General features: G+C 31.2%; 19 protein-coding genes. 6 read left to right on the top strand and 13 right to left on the bottom strand.

The window, feature by feature from the left end:
- Positions 1–9: 9 nt before the first annotated feature.
- From SHI72_RS16870 to SHI72_RS16890, 5 genes are all read left to right on the top strand, one after another.
- Positions 10–504 carry a TrmH family RNA methyltransferase gene (locus SHI72_RS16870; protein WP_086893917.1) on the top strand — a complete coding sequence of 165 codons (495 nt, stop codon included), beginning with the start codon at positions 10–12 and terminating at the stop codon, positions 502–504.
- A 158-nt stretch (positions 505–662) separates the two neighbouring features.
- Positions 663–1,619: a zinc metalloprotease gene (locus SHI72_RS16875; RefSeq protein WP_086893918.1), complete on the top strand. Its 957-nt coding sequence runs from the start codon at positions 663–665 to the stop codon at positions 1,617–1,619.
- A 129-nt stretch (positions 1,620–1,748) separates the two neighbouring features.
- Positions 1,749–2,840 carry an AI-2E family transporter gene (locus tag SHI72_RS16880; RefSeq protein ID WP_323490757.1) on the top strand — a complete coding sequence of 364 codons (1,092 nt, stop codon included), beginning with the start codon at positions 1,749–1,751 and terminating at the stop codon, positions 2,838–2,840.
- 2 nt (positions 2,841–2,842) lie between these two features.
- The gene (locus SHI72_RS16885; protein ID WP_323490758.1) at positions 2,843–4,021 is read left to right on the top strand and encodes a THUMP-like domain-containing protein; all 1,179 of its coding nucleotides are present in this window, start codon (positions 2,843–2,845) and stop codon (positions 4,019–4,021) included.
- 4 nt (positions 4,022–4,025) lie between these two features.
- Positions 4,026–4,592, top strand: a complete 567-nt coding sequence (locus SHI72_RS16890) for a hypothetical protein (RefSeq protein ID WP_039112794.1) — start codon at positions 4,026–4,028, stop codon at positions 4,590–4,592.
- Between the two features lies 1 nt (position 4,593).
- Here SHI72_RS16890 and SHI72_RS16895 read toward each other — a convergent pair whose 3' ends face one another.
- Positions 4,594–5,247 carry a M15 family metallopeptidase gene (locus SHI72_RS16895; RefSeq protein WP_086893920.1) on the bottom strand — a complete coding sequence of 218 codons (654 nt, stop codon included), beginning with the start codon at positions 5,245–5,247 and terminating at the stop codon, positions 4,594–4,596.
- Positions 5,248–5,325: 78 nt separating this feature from the next.
- Between SHI72_RS16895 and SHI72_RS16900 the strand changes: the two genes are divergently transcribed.
- Complete coding sequence (locus SHI72_RS16900; protein ID WP_323490759.1) at positions 5,326–5,901, top strand: hypothetical protein; 576 nt, start codon at positions 5,326–5,328, stop codon at positions 5,899–5,901.
- 78 nt (positions 5,902–5,979) lie between these two features.
- On the opposite strand, the gene SHI72_RS16905 is transcribed toward SHI72_RS16900, so the two are convergent.
- The 12 genes from SHI72_RS16905 to SHI72_RS16960 all read right to left on the bottom strand — a co-directional run bounded on the left by SHI72_RS16905 (position 5,980) and on the right by SHI72_RS16960 (position 14,582).
- The gene (locus SHI72_RS16905) at positions 5,980–6,441 is read right to left on the bottom strand and encodes an SRPBCC family protein (protein WP_039112798.1); all 462 of its coding nucleotides are present in this window, start codon (positions 6,439–6,441) and stop codon (positions 5,980–5,982) included.
- A 4-nt stretch (positions 6,442–6,445) separates the two neighbouring features.
- Positions 6,446–6,922: an SRPBCC domain-containing protein gene (locus SHI72_RS16910; RefSeq protein ID WP_323490760.1), complete on the bottom strand. Its 477-nt coding sequence runs from the start codon at positions 6,920–6,922 to the stop codon at positions 6,446–6,448.
- Positions 6,923–7,162: 240 nt separating this feature from the next.
- Positions 7,163–7,465 (bottom strand): hypothetical protein, encoded by a 303-nt coding sequence (locus SHI72_RS16915; RefSeq protein WP_039112800.1) that lies wholly within the window; start codon positions 7,463–7,465, stop codon positions 7,163–7,165.
- Between the two features lie 108 nt (positions 7,466–7,573).
- A complete protein-coding gene (locus SHI72_RS16920) occupies positions 7,574–8,212 on the bottom strand; it encodes a hydrolase (protein WP_323490761.1) in 639 nt (212 codons plus the stop codon).
- 55 nt (positions 8,213–8,267) lie between these two features.
- Entirely contained in the window at positions 8,268–8,906 is a 639-nt protein-coding gene (locus SHI72_RS16925; RefSeq protein WP_039112802.1) for an isochorismatase family protein, read from the bottom strand.
- A 41-nt stretch (positions 8,907–8,947) separates the two neighbouring features.
- The gene (locus SHI72_RS16930) at positions 8,948–9,472 is read right to left on the bottom strand and encodes a YceI family protein (RefSeq protein ID WP_323490762.1); all 525 of its coding nucleotides are present in this window, start codon (positions 9,470–9,472) and stop codon (positions 8,948–8,950) included.
- Positions 9,473–9,502: 30 nt separating this feature from the next.
- Positions 9,503–10,378, bottom strand: a complete 876-nt coding sequence (locus SHI72_RS16935) for a pirin family protein (protein WP_323490763.1) — start codon at positions 10,376–10,378, stop codon at positions 9,503–9,505.
- Positions 10,379–10,385: 7 nt separating this feature from the next.
- Positions 10,386–10,676: a GNAT family N-acetyltransferase gene (locus SHI72_RS16940; RefSeq protein ID WP_323490764.1), complete on the bottom strand. Its 291-nt coding sequence runs from the start codon at positions 10,674–10,676 to the stop codon at positions 10,386–10,388.
- A gap of 274 nt (positions 10,677–10,950) precedes the next feature.
- Positions 10,951–11,541, bottom strand: a complete 591-nt coding sequence (locus tag SHI72_RS16945; protein ID WP_323490765.1) for a Crp/Fnr family transcriptional regulator — start codon at positions 11,539–11,541, stop codon at positions 10,951–10,953.
- 311 nt (positions 11,542–11,852) lie between these two features.
- Positions 11,853–12,884 carry a hypothetical protein gene (locus tag SHI72_RS16950; RefSeq protein ID WP_323490766.1) on the bottom strand — a complete coding sequence of 344 codons (1,032 nt, stop codon included), beginning with the start codon at positions 12,882–12,884 and terminating at the stop codon, positions 11,853–11,855.
- Positions 12,875–14,113, bottom strand: a complete 1,239-nt coding sequence (locus SHI72_RS16955) for a hypothetical protein (RefSeq protein ID WP_039112807.1) — start codon at positions 14,111–14,113, stop codon at positions 12,875–12,877. Before SHI72_RS16955 ends, SHI72_RS16950 begins: the two co-directional genes overlap by 10 nt.
- 241 nt (positions 14,114–14,354) lie before the next feature.
- On the bottom strand, positions 14,355–14,582 hold the full coding sequence (locus SHI72_RS16960; protein WP_323490767.1) for a hypothetical protein: 228 nt from the start codon (positions 14,580–14,582) through the stop codon (positions 14,355–14,357).
- Between the last annotated feature and the right edge of the window lie 14 nt (positions 14,583–14,596).

The raw sequence follows: 14,596 nt of genomic DNA on the forward strand, positions 1-14,596 counted from the left end.
TTAAGTCAAGTGCAATTAACACACGAAGAAATACAATTCGAAAGAAAGACTTTCCCAATAACATTAGTTTGCGATCATATTTATTTTCAACAAAACATTGGTTCTCTTTTTAGAATAAGTGAAGCTTTTGGAGTTGAAAATATTATTTTTTTAGGCAAAGATATTCCGCTTAACCCTAGAAAAATTAATAAAACTTCTCGTAGCACCCATCTTCAGGTTCCATATACTGTTATCGAAGAAACTCAAGATTTAGTTACTCATCTGGTTGATTTAAAATGCGAAATCATTGCATTAGAAATAACAAATAGTAGCAAACCTTTAAAAGAAGTTATACTACCTGCTGATAAAAAAATCGCATTAATAATTGGAAGTGAAATCAATGGAATTTCAGAAGAATTATTAAAAATTTCGAGTCAAATAGTTCATATTAATATGTTTGGAAAAAATAGTAGTATGAATGTTGTACAAGCCGCCAGTATAGCGTTGTACGAATTTACATCTTAAAAAATAAACCTCTTTTTTTGTAAGAACTAAGCCATACAAGGGTTTTTAAAATTCTGACAAACAAAATAATAATAAAATTTTGTCTGTTAAGTTTTTTGTTATAAAATTGCTTTAATTATTAACTAAACTAAAATTTTATAACAAAACCCCAAACTATTATGAAAAAGATTGTTTTATCCGCATTTGCAGCGCTGCTGCTATTCTCATGTCAAAACGACCAAACAGAATCTACAACTCCAGAAGCTTCAGCAACTGCTACTACTCAACGTGGTTGCGCTACTCAAGATGTTCTTGAAGCTCAATTAAAAGCCGACCCTACTTTGGCTATTAGAATGAATCAAATCGAAGCATTTACAGAAAACAAGTTACTGACGGGCAAGTTGGTAAATGGAAAAGTTCAAATTCCAGTTATTGTAAATGTATTATACAAAACGGCAGCAGAAAATATTTCTGATGCTCAAATCCAAACACAAATTGATGTCTTGAATAAAGATTTCAATGCTCAAAACTCAGATTACAACAGCGTTCCTGCTTTATTCGCAGGAGTTAAAGCAAATGTTGAAATTAGCTTTGTTTTAGAAAAAATCAATAGAAAATCTACAACAAAAACTTCATGGGGAACTAATGATGCTATGAAAAAAACGGCTAACGGTGGTATAGCTCCAACATCTCCAACTACTAAGCTTAACTTATGGGCTTGTAAAATTGGTGGTGGAATATTAGGTTATGCTCAATTTCCTGGCGGACCTACTACTACTGATGGAGTTGTAATTGACTCTAAATATTTTGGATTATCTGGATCTGGTGCTGCTCCTTACAATTTAGGAAGAACTGGAACTCACGAAGTGGGTCACTGGATGAACTTACGTCACATTTGGGGAGATGCTAATTGTGGAAGTGATTTAGTAAATGACACTCCTGTACACAATACAGCAAATTATGGTGTACCTGCATATCCTCATTATAGCACATGTACAGGAACTCCTGTAGAAATGACTATGAACTACATGGATTATACAGACGATGCAGGAATGTATATGTTCTCTTTAGGTCAAAAAAACAGAATGGCTGCTATATTTTTATCAGGTGGACCTAGAGCTGCTTTTGGTATCTAATACAATAACCATATAACTAAACAGGTTAATAATTATTAAAAGCGAGATATTAAATCTCGCTTTTTTTGTTTTATAAATGTAATCTTTCCCTGCTTTTTTCTATATTTATGCTCTAAAGAAAAACAGACTATGATTACATCTAAAGTAATTTCAAACGGGATTTTAAGAGCTATCGCAACTATTTTGGGAGTATCGCTAATATTGTATTTTTTATATCAAATACAAACTGTGATTGTTTACTTGTGTGTTTCTCTCATACTGTGTTTAATAGCAAACCCATTTGTGAAATTCCTGAAAGAAAAATTAAAATTCAATAGCTCATTTGCAGCTATAACTACTATCGTATTTTTTATATTATTAATGATTGGGTTCATACTTTTATTTGTACCGTTAATAATATCTCAGGCTAATAATTTATCACTTCTTGATACTGATAGTCTTCAAAAACAATTTATGCTGATAGAACGTGATTTCGAAAATTATTTCAACTTGCAACATCTCGATTTACAAACACTTTTAAAAAAACCTGAAATAACGTCTAAACTGGATTTTAGTTATTTTACGGCTTTTATAAACTCAATTCTAAACTTGCTTGCAGGTTTTGGAATGGGATTAGTATCTGTTTTTTTCATTACTTTTTTCTTTATCAAGGATCAAAATATCTTTAAAGAGAATGCAAAAAGAATACTTCCTGATAACAATGAAGACAAAATTATAAACTCGATTACTAAAATAAATCATTTGCTAACACGCTATTTTGTAGGTTTGTTGCTACAATTAACAGTTGTGTTTATTCTTTATTTTATTGTGCTAATAATTTTTGGTAGCGAGAATGCATTTGTTATTGCTTTTTTATGTGCTGTCTTAAATATCATTCCTTACATTGGACCTATTATAGGAACTATTCTTGCGGCTATATTAACGATGTTGAGTTTAATTGGCGGAGATTTTCAAACAGAAATTTTACCTAAAACCATATATATAGTAATTGGATTTTTATTGGTTCAGGCAATTGATAATAATGTTAGCCAACCTATTATTTCCTCAAAAAGCGTAAATTCGCACCCGCTGGAAATATTCTTAATTACTTTAATTAGCGGAATAACTTTTGGAATCGTCGGAATGATTATTGCAATCCCGTTTTATACTTGCCTTAAAGTTATTGCCAAAGAATTTTTTCCTAACAATAAAGTTGTTATTGTATTAACCGAAAAAATATAACCTTGAATTTAGCCCTTTTACATAATTCTGTTCAGGATTTTATAAATAAAAAAGTAAATGAATCTATTTCAAAATTAGCACTTCAAAAAAATCCTTTTCCAGAAATAGAATGGATTGCAATTTTGAATCAGATTGAGGCTAAAACAAAAGCTAAAGATAAATTACCAACTTGGTTTGCGACCGAGAATATAATTTATCCAAGTAAAATTTCGGTTGAACAAACCTCATCAGAAAGAACAGCTCTATATAAAGCCAACTTAGTATCGGGAGAAAGTTTAATAGACTTAACCGGAGGTTTTGGTGTAGATGACTATTATTTCTCCAAAAAAATAAAAAATGTAGCACATTGCGAGATAAACACCGATTTATCGGCAATTGTGCAACATAATTTTAAGCAATTAAAAATTGACAATTGTACTTGTTATCCCGAAGATAGTTTTGATGTTCTTAAAAAACTAAACCAAAAATGGGATTGGATTTATATAGATCCTTCCAGACGGAATGATGCCAAAGGCAAAGTTTTTATGCTAAAGGATTGCTTGCCTAATGTCCCTGATTTATTAGATTTTTACTTTGAAAACGCTGATTCTATTTTAATAAAAACGGCTCCTTTATTAGATATTTCCGCAGGACTTTCAGAATTAAAGAATGTAAAAAACATTCATATAATTGCTCTCGATAACGAGGTTAAGGAATTACTGTGGGAAATTCATAAAGGCTATTCTGGAAAAATTACGCTAAAAACGGCTAATATATTAAAGGATAAAACGGAAACTTTTGAATTTGCATTAAATGAAGAACCTGAGTTTGTAAGCTACAGTTTACCTCATAAATATTTGTATGAGCCTAATAGTGCAATTATGAAATCGGGAGGATTTGACGAAGTAAGTACTTTTTATAAAATAGATAAGCTACACAAACACTCTCACTTATATACCTCGGCGGATTTAATTATATTTCCTGGAAGAACATTTGAGATTCTGGAAACCATTCCTTACTCTAAAAACGAAATAAAACTCCATCTTTCTAATAAACAAGCAAACATTACTACTAGAAATTTTCCTGATAGTGTAGAAACCATCCGAAAAAAATGGAAAATAAAAGATGGCGGAAATTTGTATTGTTTTTTTACAACTGATAAAAATGATAATAAAATAGTTTTAATTTGCAGAAAAATATAATAAAATGAAACAACTAATTACTTTAACTTTATTCTTATTAACTTTTAATTTATTTGCACAAAAAGATTGTGAATACACTGTAAACGTTACCGATTCTATAGGAACATACAAATCGACTAAAGAAACCATGATTTCCGAAAAAAACTTTGCAGGAACTGCGAGTTATATCTTTTTCTCCTTAGCACAAACAGATGGTCTGCCAACACTTAATGTGCAATTGATTAAAAAAAGTAAAGAGTTTACAGCCGCAAATTGCTTTGATAAGAATTCGAAATTATTTTTACAATTAAGCAATGGAAAAATCGTTACACTAATCCATATAGACCAAGAAAACTGCGGAACATTAATTCGTGATGACAAAGGATTTGATAATCGCGTTACTCCAGGTATTTTTATGTTCTTAAAAGATAATTTTGAGGATTTAAAAACTTCACCTATCTCGATGATTCGTATTAAATACTTATCAGATACTGAAGATTATGTTATGAAAAAAGAATTCACATCTGAACTAAATGATAAAACATACCGACCTGAAACATTCTTTATTGATAATATAAGATGTGTCGAATGATCTAATTACAATCCCATTTTGTATTAGAAACTTTATCGTTTAAACCTGCTTTTAAATTATAATGCCACCACTCTGAATCGAATGAATTAAAATTATGTTTTATCATTATTTTTTTCAACAACAGGCGATTGGCTTTAATAGTATCTGATAAATTTAAATAGCTATGACTGGCTTCTTTTCCGAAAAAATCAAAAGAAGTTCCCATATCTAACTCTTTGCCATTACGGTCTACAAGAGTAATATCTACGGCTCCTCCTCTATTATGGATGGAGCCTTTTTTTGGGTCAGCCACATATTTAGGGTTAGAAACTATTTCCCACATTCTTTTTTGGATAAATAGAGGTCTGTAACAATCAAACAACTTGATTTTATACCCTTTCTTCATAAAACTTTTATTAGCTTCTACTAGTGCTTTTACTGTTTTTAAACGCAAGAAACATTCGGCACAATCATACACTTTTGCTTTAAGAAAATTATCTTCTGTAGCATATTTCATATCATACACAAAATCGTTACTATAATCTTTTAAATTAACAAAAGTAGTATCTGCAATTACCTGATTGGTTTCGCTTGCATATGACTCATTTTGAGCATTTGAAGAAATTATTCCCAGAATAGAGAATAGGAAAAATAAAATTCTATTGAATTTTGGCATGAAATTGGTATTTTAAATTGTACAATTTTTCTCAAAAGTAAATATAGACAATTAATAAATCAACAAAAACAGTGCATTATGAAAAAAATTACTTTGTTATTATTTATCCTCCCGTTTTTAGGAATCTCTCAAGAAATAAGCTATTCTGAACCTTCTCAATTTATTGAAAAAGTAGGTTCTGTTCAAATTAATTTGGTCGAAAGTGAAAAGACTATTTTTAAATCTGGACTTGGAGAAACGGTATCATTTTATCCAGCGGAGATTATTGATTTGAATCAAAATCAAAAAAAAGTAAGCGGAATAGAAGTTGAAAGTACTTTTATTACAAAAGAATATCAGAACAAACAAGACCAATATACCAAAGAAACCGCATGGATAGGAGTTGATGAACTTCCTGTATTAATTGATTGGTTTGAAAGTTATGTAATTCCTAATTTATCAAATCCTGCCGGAACAAAAAAGACAGTAAAATATATCCATAGCACTAAAGAAATTCAATTTAAGTTTGACGTTTATAATGCCACTCAAACTTTTACGATTGCAGTAAAAAACACAAATCATAAGGATAAATACTTTTGGACAGAATCACGCACAAAAGATATTCCTAGCATCTTAAAAACACTTAAATATATGCAGACGAGAACTCTCAACTAATAGCATTCAACAAAAAAACGGAGCCAGTAACGGTTCCGTTTTTATTTTACTTTTTACTGAAAAACTAATTCTTTTAAATTACTTACTTTCTACTTCTTCTTTTAAATTTGGTTGTCCTTTACCTGTAGTAATTAAATTGTATAAACTATTTTGTATGTAATTGGTCCAGGCGTTAAAGCAGATATCGTAACATTCATAATCTGGAACTAAGCCTTGATGTGTTAAACGAACTTCCGTTTTATTGTCTTTCTGATTAATTTCGAAAATAACTTTTGTACCTACCCATTCGCTTTTATCTGTAGTAAAATTAAAATCATTTTCTAAGACATCCCAAACTATTTTTTTGTTAGGAATAACTTCTATTAATTTCATTTTACAGATATGAACATCTTTATAATGATACTTAAATACATCACCTAGTTTTGCCGTACCTCCTTCTATTTCTTCCGACCACCATCCTCTAACATTCGTTATAGCATCAAATGCTTCTTTGGGACTTTGGTCTACCAAAATACTTGTGGTAAAATCTTGATTATCCATGATATTATTTTTTAATTGATTTATCTTCTATTTCCTGATTCAACACATTCAGATTCCCTTTACCAGTAGTTATCAAACTCCATAAACTATTCTTTAAGAATTGATTCCATCCATTTGAGCAATCGCCAAAACATTCTATTTTAGGTACTAATCCTAAATGAGTAAACTGAATTTTTGTTTTATCATTTTCTCTAGAGATTTCAAAAACAATTTTAGTATCATTCCATTCTGATTTATTTTTGAGGAAACTCAATTGACTGGCTGTAACAAGCCAAACAATCTTTTTTTCGGGTACTAGCTCAACTATTTTTTGTTTGGAATAATGAACATCTCCAAAACGAACTTCAAATTCATCATTAAGCTTTTGTGAATCTCCTTTAAAATCTTCTGACCACCAACTCCGAACTTTCATAATAGCATCAAATACTTCTTTGGGAGTTTGGTCTACCAAAAAAGTTGCATTAAAATCTTGATTATCCATGATATTAATTGTTTAAAAAATTAAAACCTCATTTGAACCAAACAAAGTTAACGATCTCATTTACAATTAATAGGGCGTAAAATAGACTTTTACAGGGTTAATTAAGACATATTAATGTTTAACTTAATCTTCTTGAGTTAAAATTTTATTTTTAAACTAAAATTATCCAAACAGTCTAACAGTTATCCGCTTTATATTTCAAAATTATAATCTAAAAACAAATTCTCTCTTATTGATACTTTAGATTGTCTTTAATTTATTCAGCATTTCATTTGTAATGTCATCTGAATAAATTCCATAGCCATTTATTAGTATTCCTTTCAAATTATACTTTTCCGATTCTATAGCATACAAAATGGACTGATCTGAAGGATCTTCATTTACATCAAAATGAAATGATTTGTTAATTACAAACTCCTCATGAAAGATTTTATATTTTCCATTTCGGCATTCAATACAATTTTGTTTTAAATTAAAATCTTCTACATAACCTTGAGCTCTCAAAGCATCTATTCCTTCTATAAGTGTATCGTACGTTTCCATTTCTTTATAATTAATTTTTATTATAATCCTTTTTATGTCTTTATTTATAACACCAAAACAGCATTACAAAATGTAATACTGTTTTAGGCTTATTAAAAATAAAAAGAATTATTCTCTATCATAAGAAAACTGAATTCCTGCTGTACCTCCTGTTTTAATAAATAATTGCATAAATTCCTGAGCCGTTTCAGAACGTCCCCAATCACGTTGCAATTCACAAAATAATTGAGGTGCACTAACCAGGATTGCTCCGGCTTGCTCCATTCTTCTTAATGCTGCATTATGTGCCTCTAAAGAAGTTCCCCCAACAGCATCAACTACTAAATACACATCATATCCTTCTCTTAAAGCATCTAGTGCAGGAAAAGAAAGGCAAGCCTCTGTCCATAAAGCGGTCATTATTAGTTTTTTCTTCCCAGTTGCTTTAACAGCTTCTAAAAATTCTTTGTCTTCCCAAGAATTTATAGTAGTCCTGTCATAAGATGGTATTCCTTCTAATTCTCTTTTTAATTGAGGAATTGTTTCTTTATTAAATCCTGTTTTTACATTCACCGTCGAAAGTACAATCGGTAAATCATAAACTTTGGCCATTTTGGCTACACCGCAAATATTATTAATAAGTAACTGTCTATCCATTGAAGCAATGGAGTTAACTTGTACTGGTTGATAATCGATAATGATTAATGCTGCATTTTCTGGTGTTAACAGATGATCGCTTTTCTGATCACGAATTGGTAAACTGCTCATAATTTCTATTTTTAATGTTAATCTTGATTTATTATTACTGCCTATTATAATCTCTTTACTTTTTAGATGTTCCTATACTTTCTGCTTTTAAGAAACTTTCGATTACTGCCTGGTAATTAGGCATAACCGCTGAATACGCTTCTGCAAATTGTAAAGCATCTGGACGATTCCATGTTTTTTGAATTTCGCTACAAACAGCTGTTGTAGTGATTGGAACGACTCCTGCAAGTGTTAATCTGGCAAGTGTTGTTTGTGATGATAAAGGACTCATATCGCCAGAAGCATCAATGACAGCAAATACTTCATAACCTTCTGTTACTGCCGAGATAGAAGGAAAAGCCACACATACACTAGTTAATACACCTCCAATAATTATTTTTTTCTTACCTGTTTTTTTTACTGCTTCAACAAATGCTGGCGTATCCCAAGCATTAATTTCACCATTACGAGGTACATAAACAGCATGTGGAGCATATTTATGAATTTCTGGCATTAGCGGTCCATTAGGTCCATTAGGCTCAGAAGCTGTTGTTATTACAGGAATATTTTCTATTGCTGCAATTTTAGCTAATGTGGTTACATTGTTACGCAATGAGGTAACGTCAATGTCTTTTACGGTTTGAAACAAACCACTTTGATGATCGATAAGTAAGATTACTACTTCGTCTGAATTTATTCTAGTTACTACTGACATGTTTTTTTAAGTTTATTTGTTATTATTATGTTTATCTTAATTTATTCCTTTGGAAATTCTCCATCCATTTTTATTAGTACATCGTCCTTAAGTCCATCAAAAGGTAAAATCAACCCTACTTTAAAATCAGAACGTTTTAGCGTTGCCAAAACCTGAAATCCAGATGTGATTTTGTTCGAATTCGGATTAAGCATTGTTCCTCGATAAATAAAATCTACCGTAACTTCTTTTGTAAAACCATGCATACTAAGATTGCCAGTAACTTTATAATTATCTTTACTGCTTTCTTTTATCGCATTACTTTTAAAATTTAGAGTAGGATATTTTTCCGCATCAAAAAAATTGGGACCGCGTAAATCTTCGTCTCTTCCTTCTGAATTTGTAAACACTGAATTTATTTCTGCTGATAATTCAAAAGAGGCATCACTAAAATCTGATTTGGTCGTTACTACTGTCAAATCAAAATTGTTAAACTGACCAACAATATCATTAATCAGCATATGTGTTACTGTAAAGCCAAGTCTTGAATGCTCATGATCATTTCGCCATATTGTTTGATTTTCCATATTCTTATTATTTAATTCTTAATCTATTAATTACTCTAAATACCCGAACCTTCCCATATTTACATCATCGAATGCCTGAATGATTTCTTCCTGGGTATTCATAACAAAAGGCCCATGAGCAACTATTGGCTCATTTATAGGTTCGCCACTCAATATCAACACTATCGAATCTTCAGATGCTTTAATTGTAAATTCTTCACCTTCATTTGCAAAAAGCAAAAAATTATCTGCAGGTACATTTTCACTATCATTAACCCTAATACTTCCCTCTATCACTAAAAGTGCTGAGTTGTGATTAGCAGGGAAATTAAAAGTTGCAGTAGCGCCTTTGTTTAATTTTGCATTAAACAAATTCACAGGAGTAAATGTTGTGGCTGTTCCTGGAGTACCATTATATTCACCTGCAATAACTTCTATAATACCATCGTTGTTAGGCAGTTTATGCTTATTGATTTCGCTATTAATAATCCCCTGATATTTGGGTTTTGTCATTTTATCCTTGGCTGGAAGATTTACCCAAAGCTGTACCATCTGAAAATCACCTCCTTCTTTGCTAAACTGCTCTTCGTGATATTCTTTATGTAAAATTCCAGAAGCAGCAGTCATCCATTGTACATCTCCTTCACCAATTACACCACTGTTTCCAGAACTGTCATGATGTGCTACTTTCCCTTTATAGGCAATCGTAACTGTTTCAAAACCTCTATGAGGATGTACTCCAACACCTCTTAATTCATCTGTTGGCGAAAAATAAAATTTAGAGTTATAATCCATCATTATAAATGGACTCATTCTCTCCATGCTCATTCCTTTTCCGTAAGGAATAAAATTATGTACTCTAAACCCGTCTCCTACCATATGTGGTGCAGGCGGTGTTAATACTTGTTCTATTTTTTTTGTTTTCATTTTAATGTTATTCTTTATTGTGAAACAATGAGTTTGCCTGATATTCAGGATGCTTATCGATATAGGCTTTTATGTATGGACAATAAGGTTTTACTTTAAGATGATTCTCTTCTGCATAATCCAAAACATATTTAGCGATATACGCAGCTATGCCCTTTCCTCCTAATTCGGGCGGGACTTCTGTATGGATATAAGCAATACCACCATCAAACAATTTGTATTGTTCAAACGCTATTTTTCCATCTAAATGAATCTCAAAACGTTTGTCTTTTTCGTTATTTATAACTGTGTATTCCATGATCTAGTTTTTTAGTATTGTAAAATTAGTGAGGATAAAAAACTAAGTACTTGATCTATGATAAGAAATATAAAAAGGGAGGGTAAAAATATAAATCAATGATTATCAACTTATAAAAATACAGAAACATGATAGTATTATGCTTCAAAGTTTAATTTGAAACAAATACGCTCTATTGTAGAGAATCGGCTCTGAGCCTAAAAAATATTATGAAGATGTTATTGTATTAACAATGCTATTAATAACAACTATTATGGAGTCTGTAATGAATAACTTAGTACTTGAAGTTTTTTCGGGCAAGTTCTTTTCGAACTCTACTCAAACTTTCGGGGGTAATGCCAAGATAAGAAGCAATCATTTGAAGTGGTAATCTAAAGGTAATTTCGCGATGCGTTTCTATAAAATCTAAATATTTTTTCTCAGCGGTGGCTGCCAATAAATAATTTATTCTTTTCTGCATCTGGCGAATATTTTTTTGCAAAGCAAGGGTATTAAAAGAAACAAAATTTACAGAGATTTTCTCAGCATTTTTAAGAAACTCCTTTTGAATATAAATTATCTCTGCATCTTCAATTACATCAATAAATAAATCTGATGGCTCATCAAAGTAAAAACTGCTCCTGTCTGCAATCCACCAATTTTCTGAAGCAAACTGGATAATATGATCCTTTCCCATTTCATCTACAGTATAGGAACGTAACAAACCTTTACATACAAAGAATGCCCTATCGCAAATTTGATTTTCTTTTAATAAAATTGTTCCTTTTTTTATTTTAAGAGAATGTACCAAATGCTCTAACTCTTTATACTGTTCCTCTGATATATCAGTATTACTTAGTATATATTTTTTAAATTGTTCCAGCATTTGTATAAAGAGATTAATTTGTAAAGTGAATGTATACAAAATTAATTAAAATGATAAAGTCTTGTAAATAATACCTAATTTAAATTTAAGGAAGTAACTCCATAACAATAGGAACAGAGGTAATATTTCAGGTTTTAGGCATTCTCTGTTTTAACTAATCTTTACACATCATTTCTTCTAAAATCAAAAAAAATTTGAATCTTCTAAGCATTCCAATTAAAGATTAAAATATTAGATAAAACAAAAAAGCCCACTCGATTGAGTGGGCTTAAATATGAATATTTTCAATAAAAAAAATATTGCAATCGTTATTATCTTTGTTCAGTAATTGCAGATTGGTTAAGTTTAATAACCCTAATTTTCTGGTTTGTATTATCCGATAAAAAAAGACGGTCGTTAAGTTGTGCTGTACTTACAATAGTTCCAAAATTATTTTGTCCCATAACATCCGAAGCATTTACTCTTGGATTGTAAATCTTGTCCATAAATTCTCTTCTAGGATAAATACGCAAATAATTTAAATCCTTAACATTTTCTGAGGTAATAGCCCAATCTGCACTAATAGCAAGTGCAAGAGGTTTTGCCTCTCCAAACGGAATTACTGTAGCTTGTATAGGAACTGTAAGCGAAGCCGCTCCATTGGCACGAATACCAGCAATGTTGTAATATAAATACCCTTTTGCATTTCTTCCTGCTACAACTAGATTCCCATCTGCAACATCCATTGAATACACCTCATCATAACCTTTTAAAGTATTTAACTTGGCCATAGGAGTTAAATTCCAATCGCTTTTATCCGTAATTTGCGATGTCTCAAAAACTTTGATACTCGTCTCTTTTTCTTTAACGAATACTAATCCGTCTTTTACTACAACTCCAAAAACGTGTACAAAAGTTTTCCACCATTGACCGTTTCCTACTGTACTAATCCCTACATTTGTGACTTCATCTATAACAAAAAGTCTAGACTCGACACTACCAATATAAATTCTGCCATTATCTACACATACCGAAGAAAGTTGCGTTAGCGGAATAGTAGTACTTCCTTTAGTATAATTTGCAATTGTTTTTATATGAGCTAATGTTTGAGCGTTAAAAATCTCAAGTACATCACCATTACAAACATATAATTTGTCATTTGCTACAGCGATACCTTTAGGGTTAAATGTCCCTTTTCCGTCTCCAATTTGACTTACAGTAATTGATGCTTCGTCAGTAGGATAATAATAACTATGATTAGGAGAAGTCCCCTCAAAAGAATCCTTACTGCAGTTTGTAAAAACGCAAAGCAGTAGTATAAAAAAAGCTATTTTATTCATTGTAGTTTTAGGTGTTAATTCCATTTTCCGTCTCCTTTATATTTTATTAAGAATGGATTTTTGGGATCAATTTTAAAAACAGGTTTTTTGTAAGTTCCTGTTAAGTAGTTTGTTTTAGTATATCCTTTTAAAACATCTGGATCTGTAAAAGGAAGATCGTTTAGGTAAATCAAGTATTTGTAAAAATGAGTCAACATCTCTTGTTGTCCCCCACCTTCGCCACTATTGGCTAAATTACTACTATGGCTAAAACCGATATGATGTGAATATTCGTGTGACCAAACCGACATATCCCCTTTCCAGTGTCCAGTTACATAGCTTGACTCCCATTGCGAAGCCAAAGCTCCGCCACCCCAAGCAGATCCTCCGCCTACCATTGCCATATCAACAGTTCTGCTATCAAGATAATTCCAATATATTTTCTCTATTTCAGCTTTAGAAAGATAATCATAAGCACCACCAACATCATCAACATTTCCATGCCAATAAGTAGCTCCATTTATTGCTGTACCAGCTTGAGCAGCTTGTTCTTGCTTGTATCTGTCAAAATTAATAAAAGTGTCATAATATATTGGATGACTTAAAGCATACGAATAGTTGATAATCATTGCTATTGCTTCTTTAGCCAAAACAGGATTCATAGGTAAGTACACATAAGACGCATCACCGCTAAGATGATACCAATCGTTAAATTGAACTAAATGTGAAGACTTAATCTTTTTGAATTTTGCAAATAATGGATCGCTAGATTCTACTGAAAATTCGATTGCTCCAGAAGAGAAACCATCAATTTTATCAATTGTTACCGCATTACCACTTTCTAATAAATAATCATTTTTGCCAGCAACCAAAGGAAGTTGGTGAAACGAACGATGAAAAGCTGGAACTTTACTAAAATTATAAATTAAGAATCGCTTGTCATAATTAGGCAATTTTGCATAGATTCTTACATCTGTAAGTCCAACAGGAGAGTAAAGAGAAATTTGTACGGAATCTTTTCCTTTTTGTATTACTTGCATTGGTTGATTTACTCGAAACCAACGATCTTTTTTGTCATACATTTTTGAAGGACTTTCGTCGTCTTCAAACATAGTCATAGCTCGATTACCTGGTTGTAAATTTGTTGCATCAATGCTTGGCAAATAGTTGGCTTCATAAGCCGTAGATTGGTCATCCTTATCACAACTTGTAGATATAAGAAAACCAGTAAGTAGTAAGCTGGCATAGAGCCACCTCTTGATGTTTGTAATCATTGCTTGTAGGTTAATTAAAATTGTTTTTAGTCTTTGGGATATTAGATTTAAAAATCTAATGGGTGCAAATATCTTTTATTATTTTTTAAATAAAAATTTATTTTTATTATTTATAAAAAAGGATAATCTTTAAACAATTCTTGTCAGAAAAACGATACTGTTAAGACCATTTACAAAAAACAAAACCCGCTAAATTAGCGGGTTTGTATTTTGACCTTTATTATATTATTGCATTAATTGTTTATTTCCAACCACCTCCTAAAGCGCGATACAAGTCTACAACAGCCTGTAACTTTTGTAAATTATCATTTACTCCGCTCAATTGTGCTACCAAAAGATTTTGTTCTGAAGTCAGTACATCTGTATAATTGGTAGCCGAACTGTATTCTAAAAGTTGTTGTGTAAAGTCAACTGATTTTATTAATGCTTCAATTTGTTTCTTTCTCGAATCTTCTTTTTCAACCGCCATTTCATAAGCATACA

Source organism: Flavobacterium sp. PL02 (genome assembly GCF_035013205.1).
Lineage (GTDB): Bacteria > Bacteroidota > Bacteroidia > Flavobacteriales > Flavobacteriaceae > Flavobacterium.

Excerpts from the sequence above, each read along its gene's own strand:
- SHI72_RS16910 (WP_323490760.1), bottom strand. The coding sequence starts at position 6,922 with ATGGATAATCAAGATTTTAATGCAACTTTTTTGGTAGACCAAACTCCC.
- SHI72_RS16880 (WP_323490757.1), top strand. The coding sequence starts at position 1,749 with ATGATTACATCTAAAGTAATTTCAAACGGGATTTTAAGAGCTATCGCA.
- SHI72_RS16955 (WP_039112807.1), bottom strand. The coding sequence starts at position 14,113 with ATGATTACAAACATCAAGAGGTGGCTCTATGCCAGCTTACTACTTACT.
- SHI72_RS16945 (WP_323490765.1), bottom strand. The coding sequence starts at position 11,541 with ATGCTGGAACAATTTAAAAAATATATACTAAGTAATACTGATATATCA.
- SHI72_RS16940 (WP_323490764.1), bottom strand. The coding sequence starts at position 10,676 with ATGGAATACACAGTTATAAATAACGAAAAAGACAAACGTTTTGAGATT.
- SHI72_RS16925 (WP_039112802.1), bottom strand. The coding sequence starts at position 8,906 with ATGTCAGTAGTAACTAGAATAAATTCAGACGAAGTAGTAATCTTACTT.
- SHI72_RS16905 (WP_039112798.1), bottom strand. The coding sequence starts at position 6,441 with ATGGATAATCAAGATTTTACCACAAGTATTTTGGTAGACCAAAGTCCC.
- SHI72_RS16950 (WP_323490766.1), bottom strand. The coding sequence starts at position 12,884 with ATGGAATTAACACCTAAAACTACAATGAATAAAATAGCTTTTTTTATA.
- SHI72_RS16935 (WP_323490763.1), bottom strand. The coding sequence starts at position 10,378 with ATGAAAACAAAAAAAATAGAACAAGTATTAACACCGCCTGCACCACAT.
- SHI72_RS16895 (WP_086893920.1), bottom strand. The coding sequence starts at position 5,247 with ATGCCAAAATTCAATAGAATTTTATTTTTCCTATTCTCTATTCTGGGA.
- SHI72_RS16960 (WP_323490767.1), bottom strand. The coding sequence starts at position 14,582 with ATGGCGGTTGAAAAAGAAGATTCGAGAAAGAAACAAATTGAAGCATTA.
- SHI72_RS16920 (WP_323490761.1), bottom strand. The coding sequence starts at position 8,212 with ATGAGCAGTTTACCAATTCGTGATCAGAAAAGCGATCATCTGTTAACA.
- SHI72_RS16890 (WP_039112794.1), top strand. The coding sequence starts at position 4,026 with ATGAAACAACTAATTACTTTAACTTTATTCTTATTAACTTTTAATTTA.
- SHI72_RS16930 (WP_323490762.1), bottom strand. The coding sequence starts at position 9,472 with ATGGAAAATCAAACAATATGGCGAAATGATCATGAGCATTCAAGACTT.
- SHI72_RS16915 (WP_039112800.1), bottom strand. The coding sequence starts at position 7,465 with ATGGAAACGTACGATACACTTATAGAAGGAATAGATGCTTTGAGAGCT.
- SHI72_RS16875 (WP_086893918.1), top strand. The coding sequence starts at position 663 with ATGAAAAAGATTGTTTTATCCGCATTTGCAGCGCTGCTGCTATTCTCA.
- SHI72_RS16900 (WP_323490759.1), top strand. The coding sequence starts at position 5,326 with ATGAAAAAAATTACTTTGTTATTATTTATCCTCCCGTTTTTAGGAATC.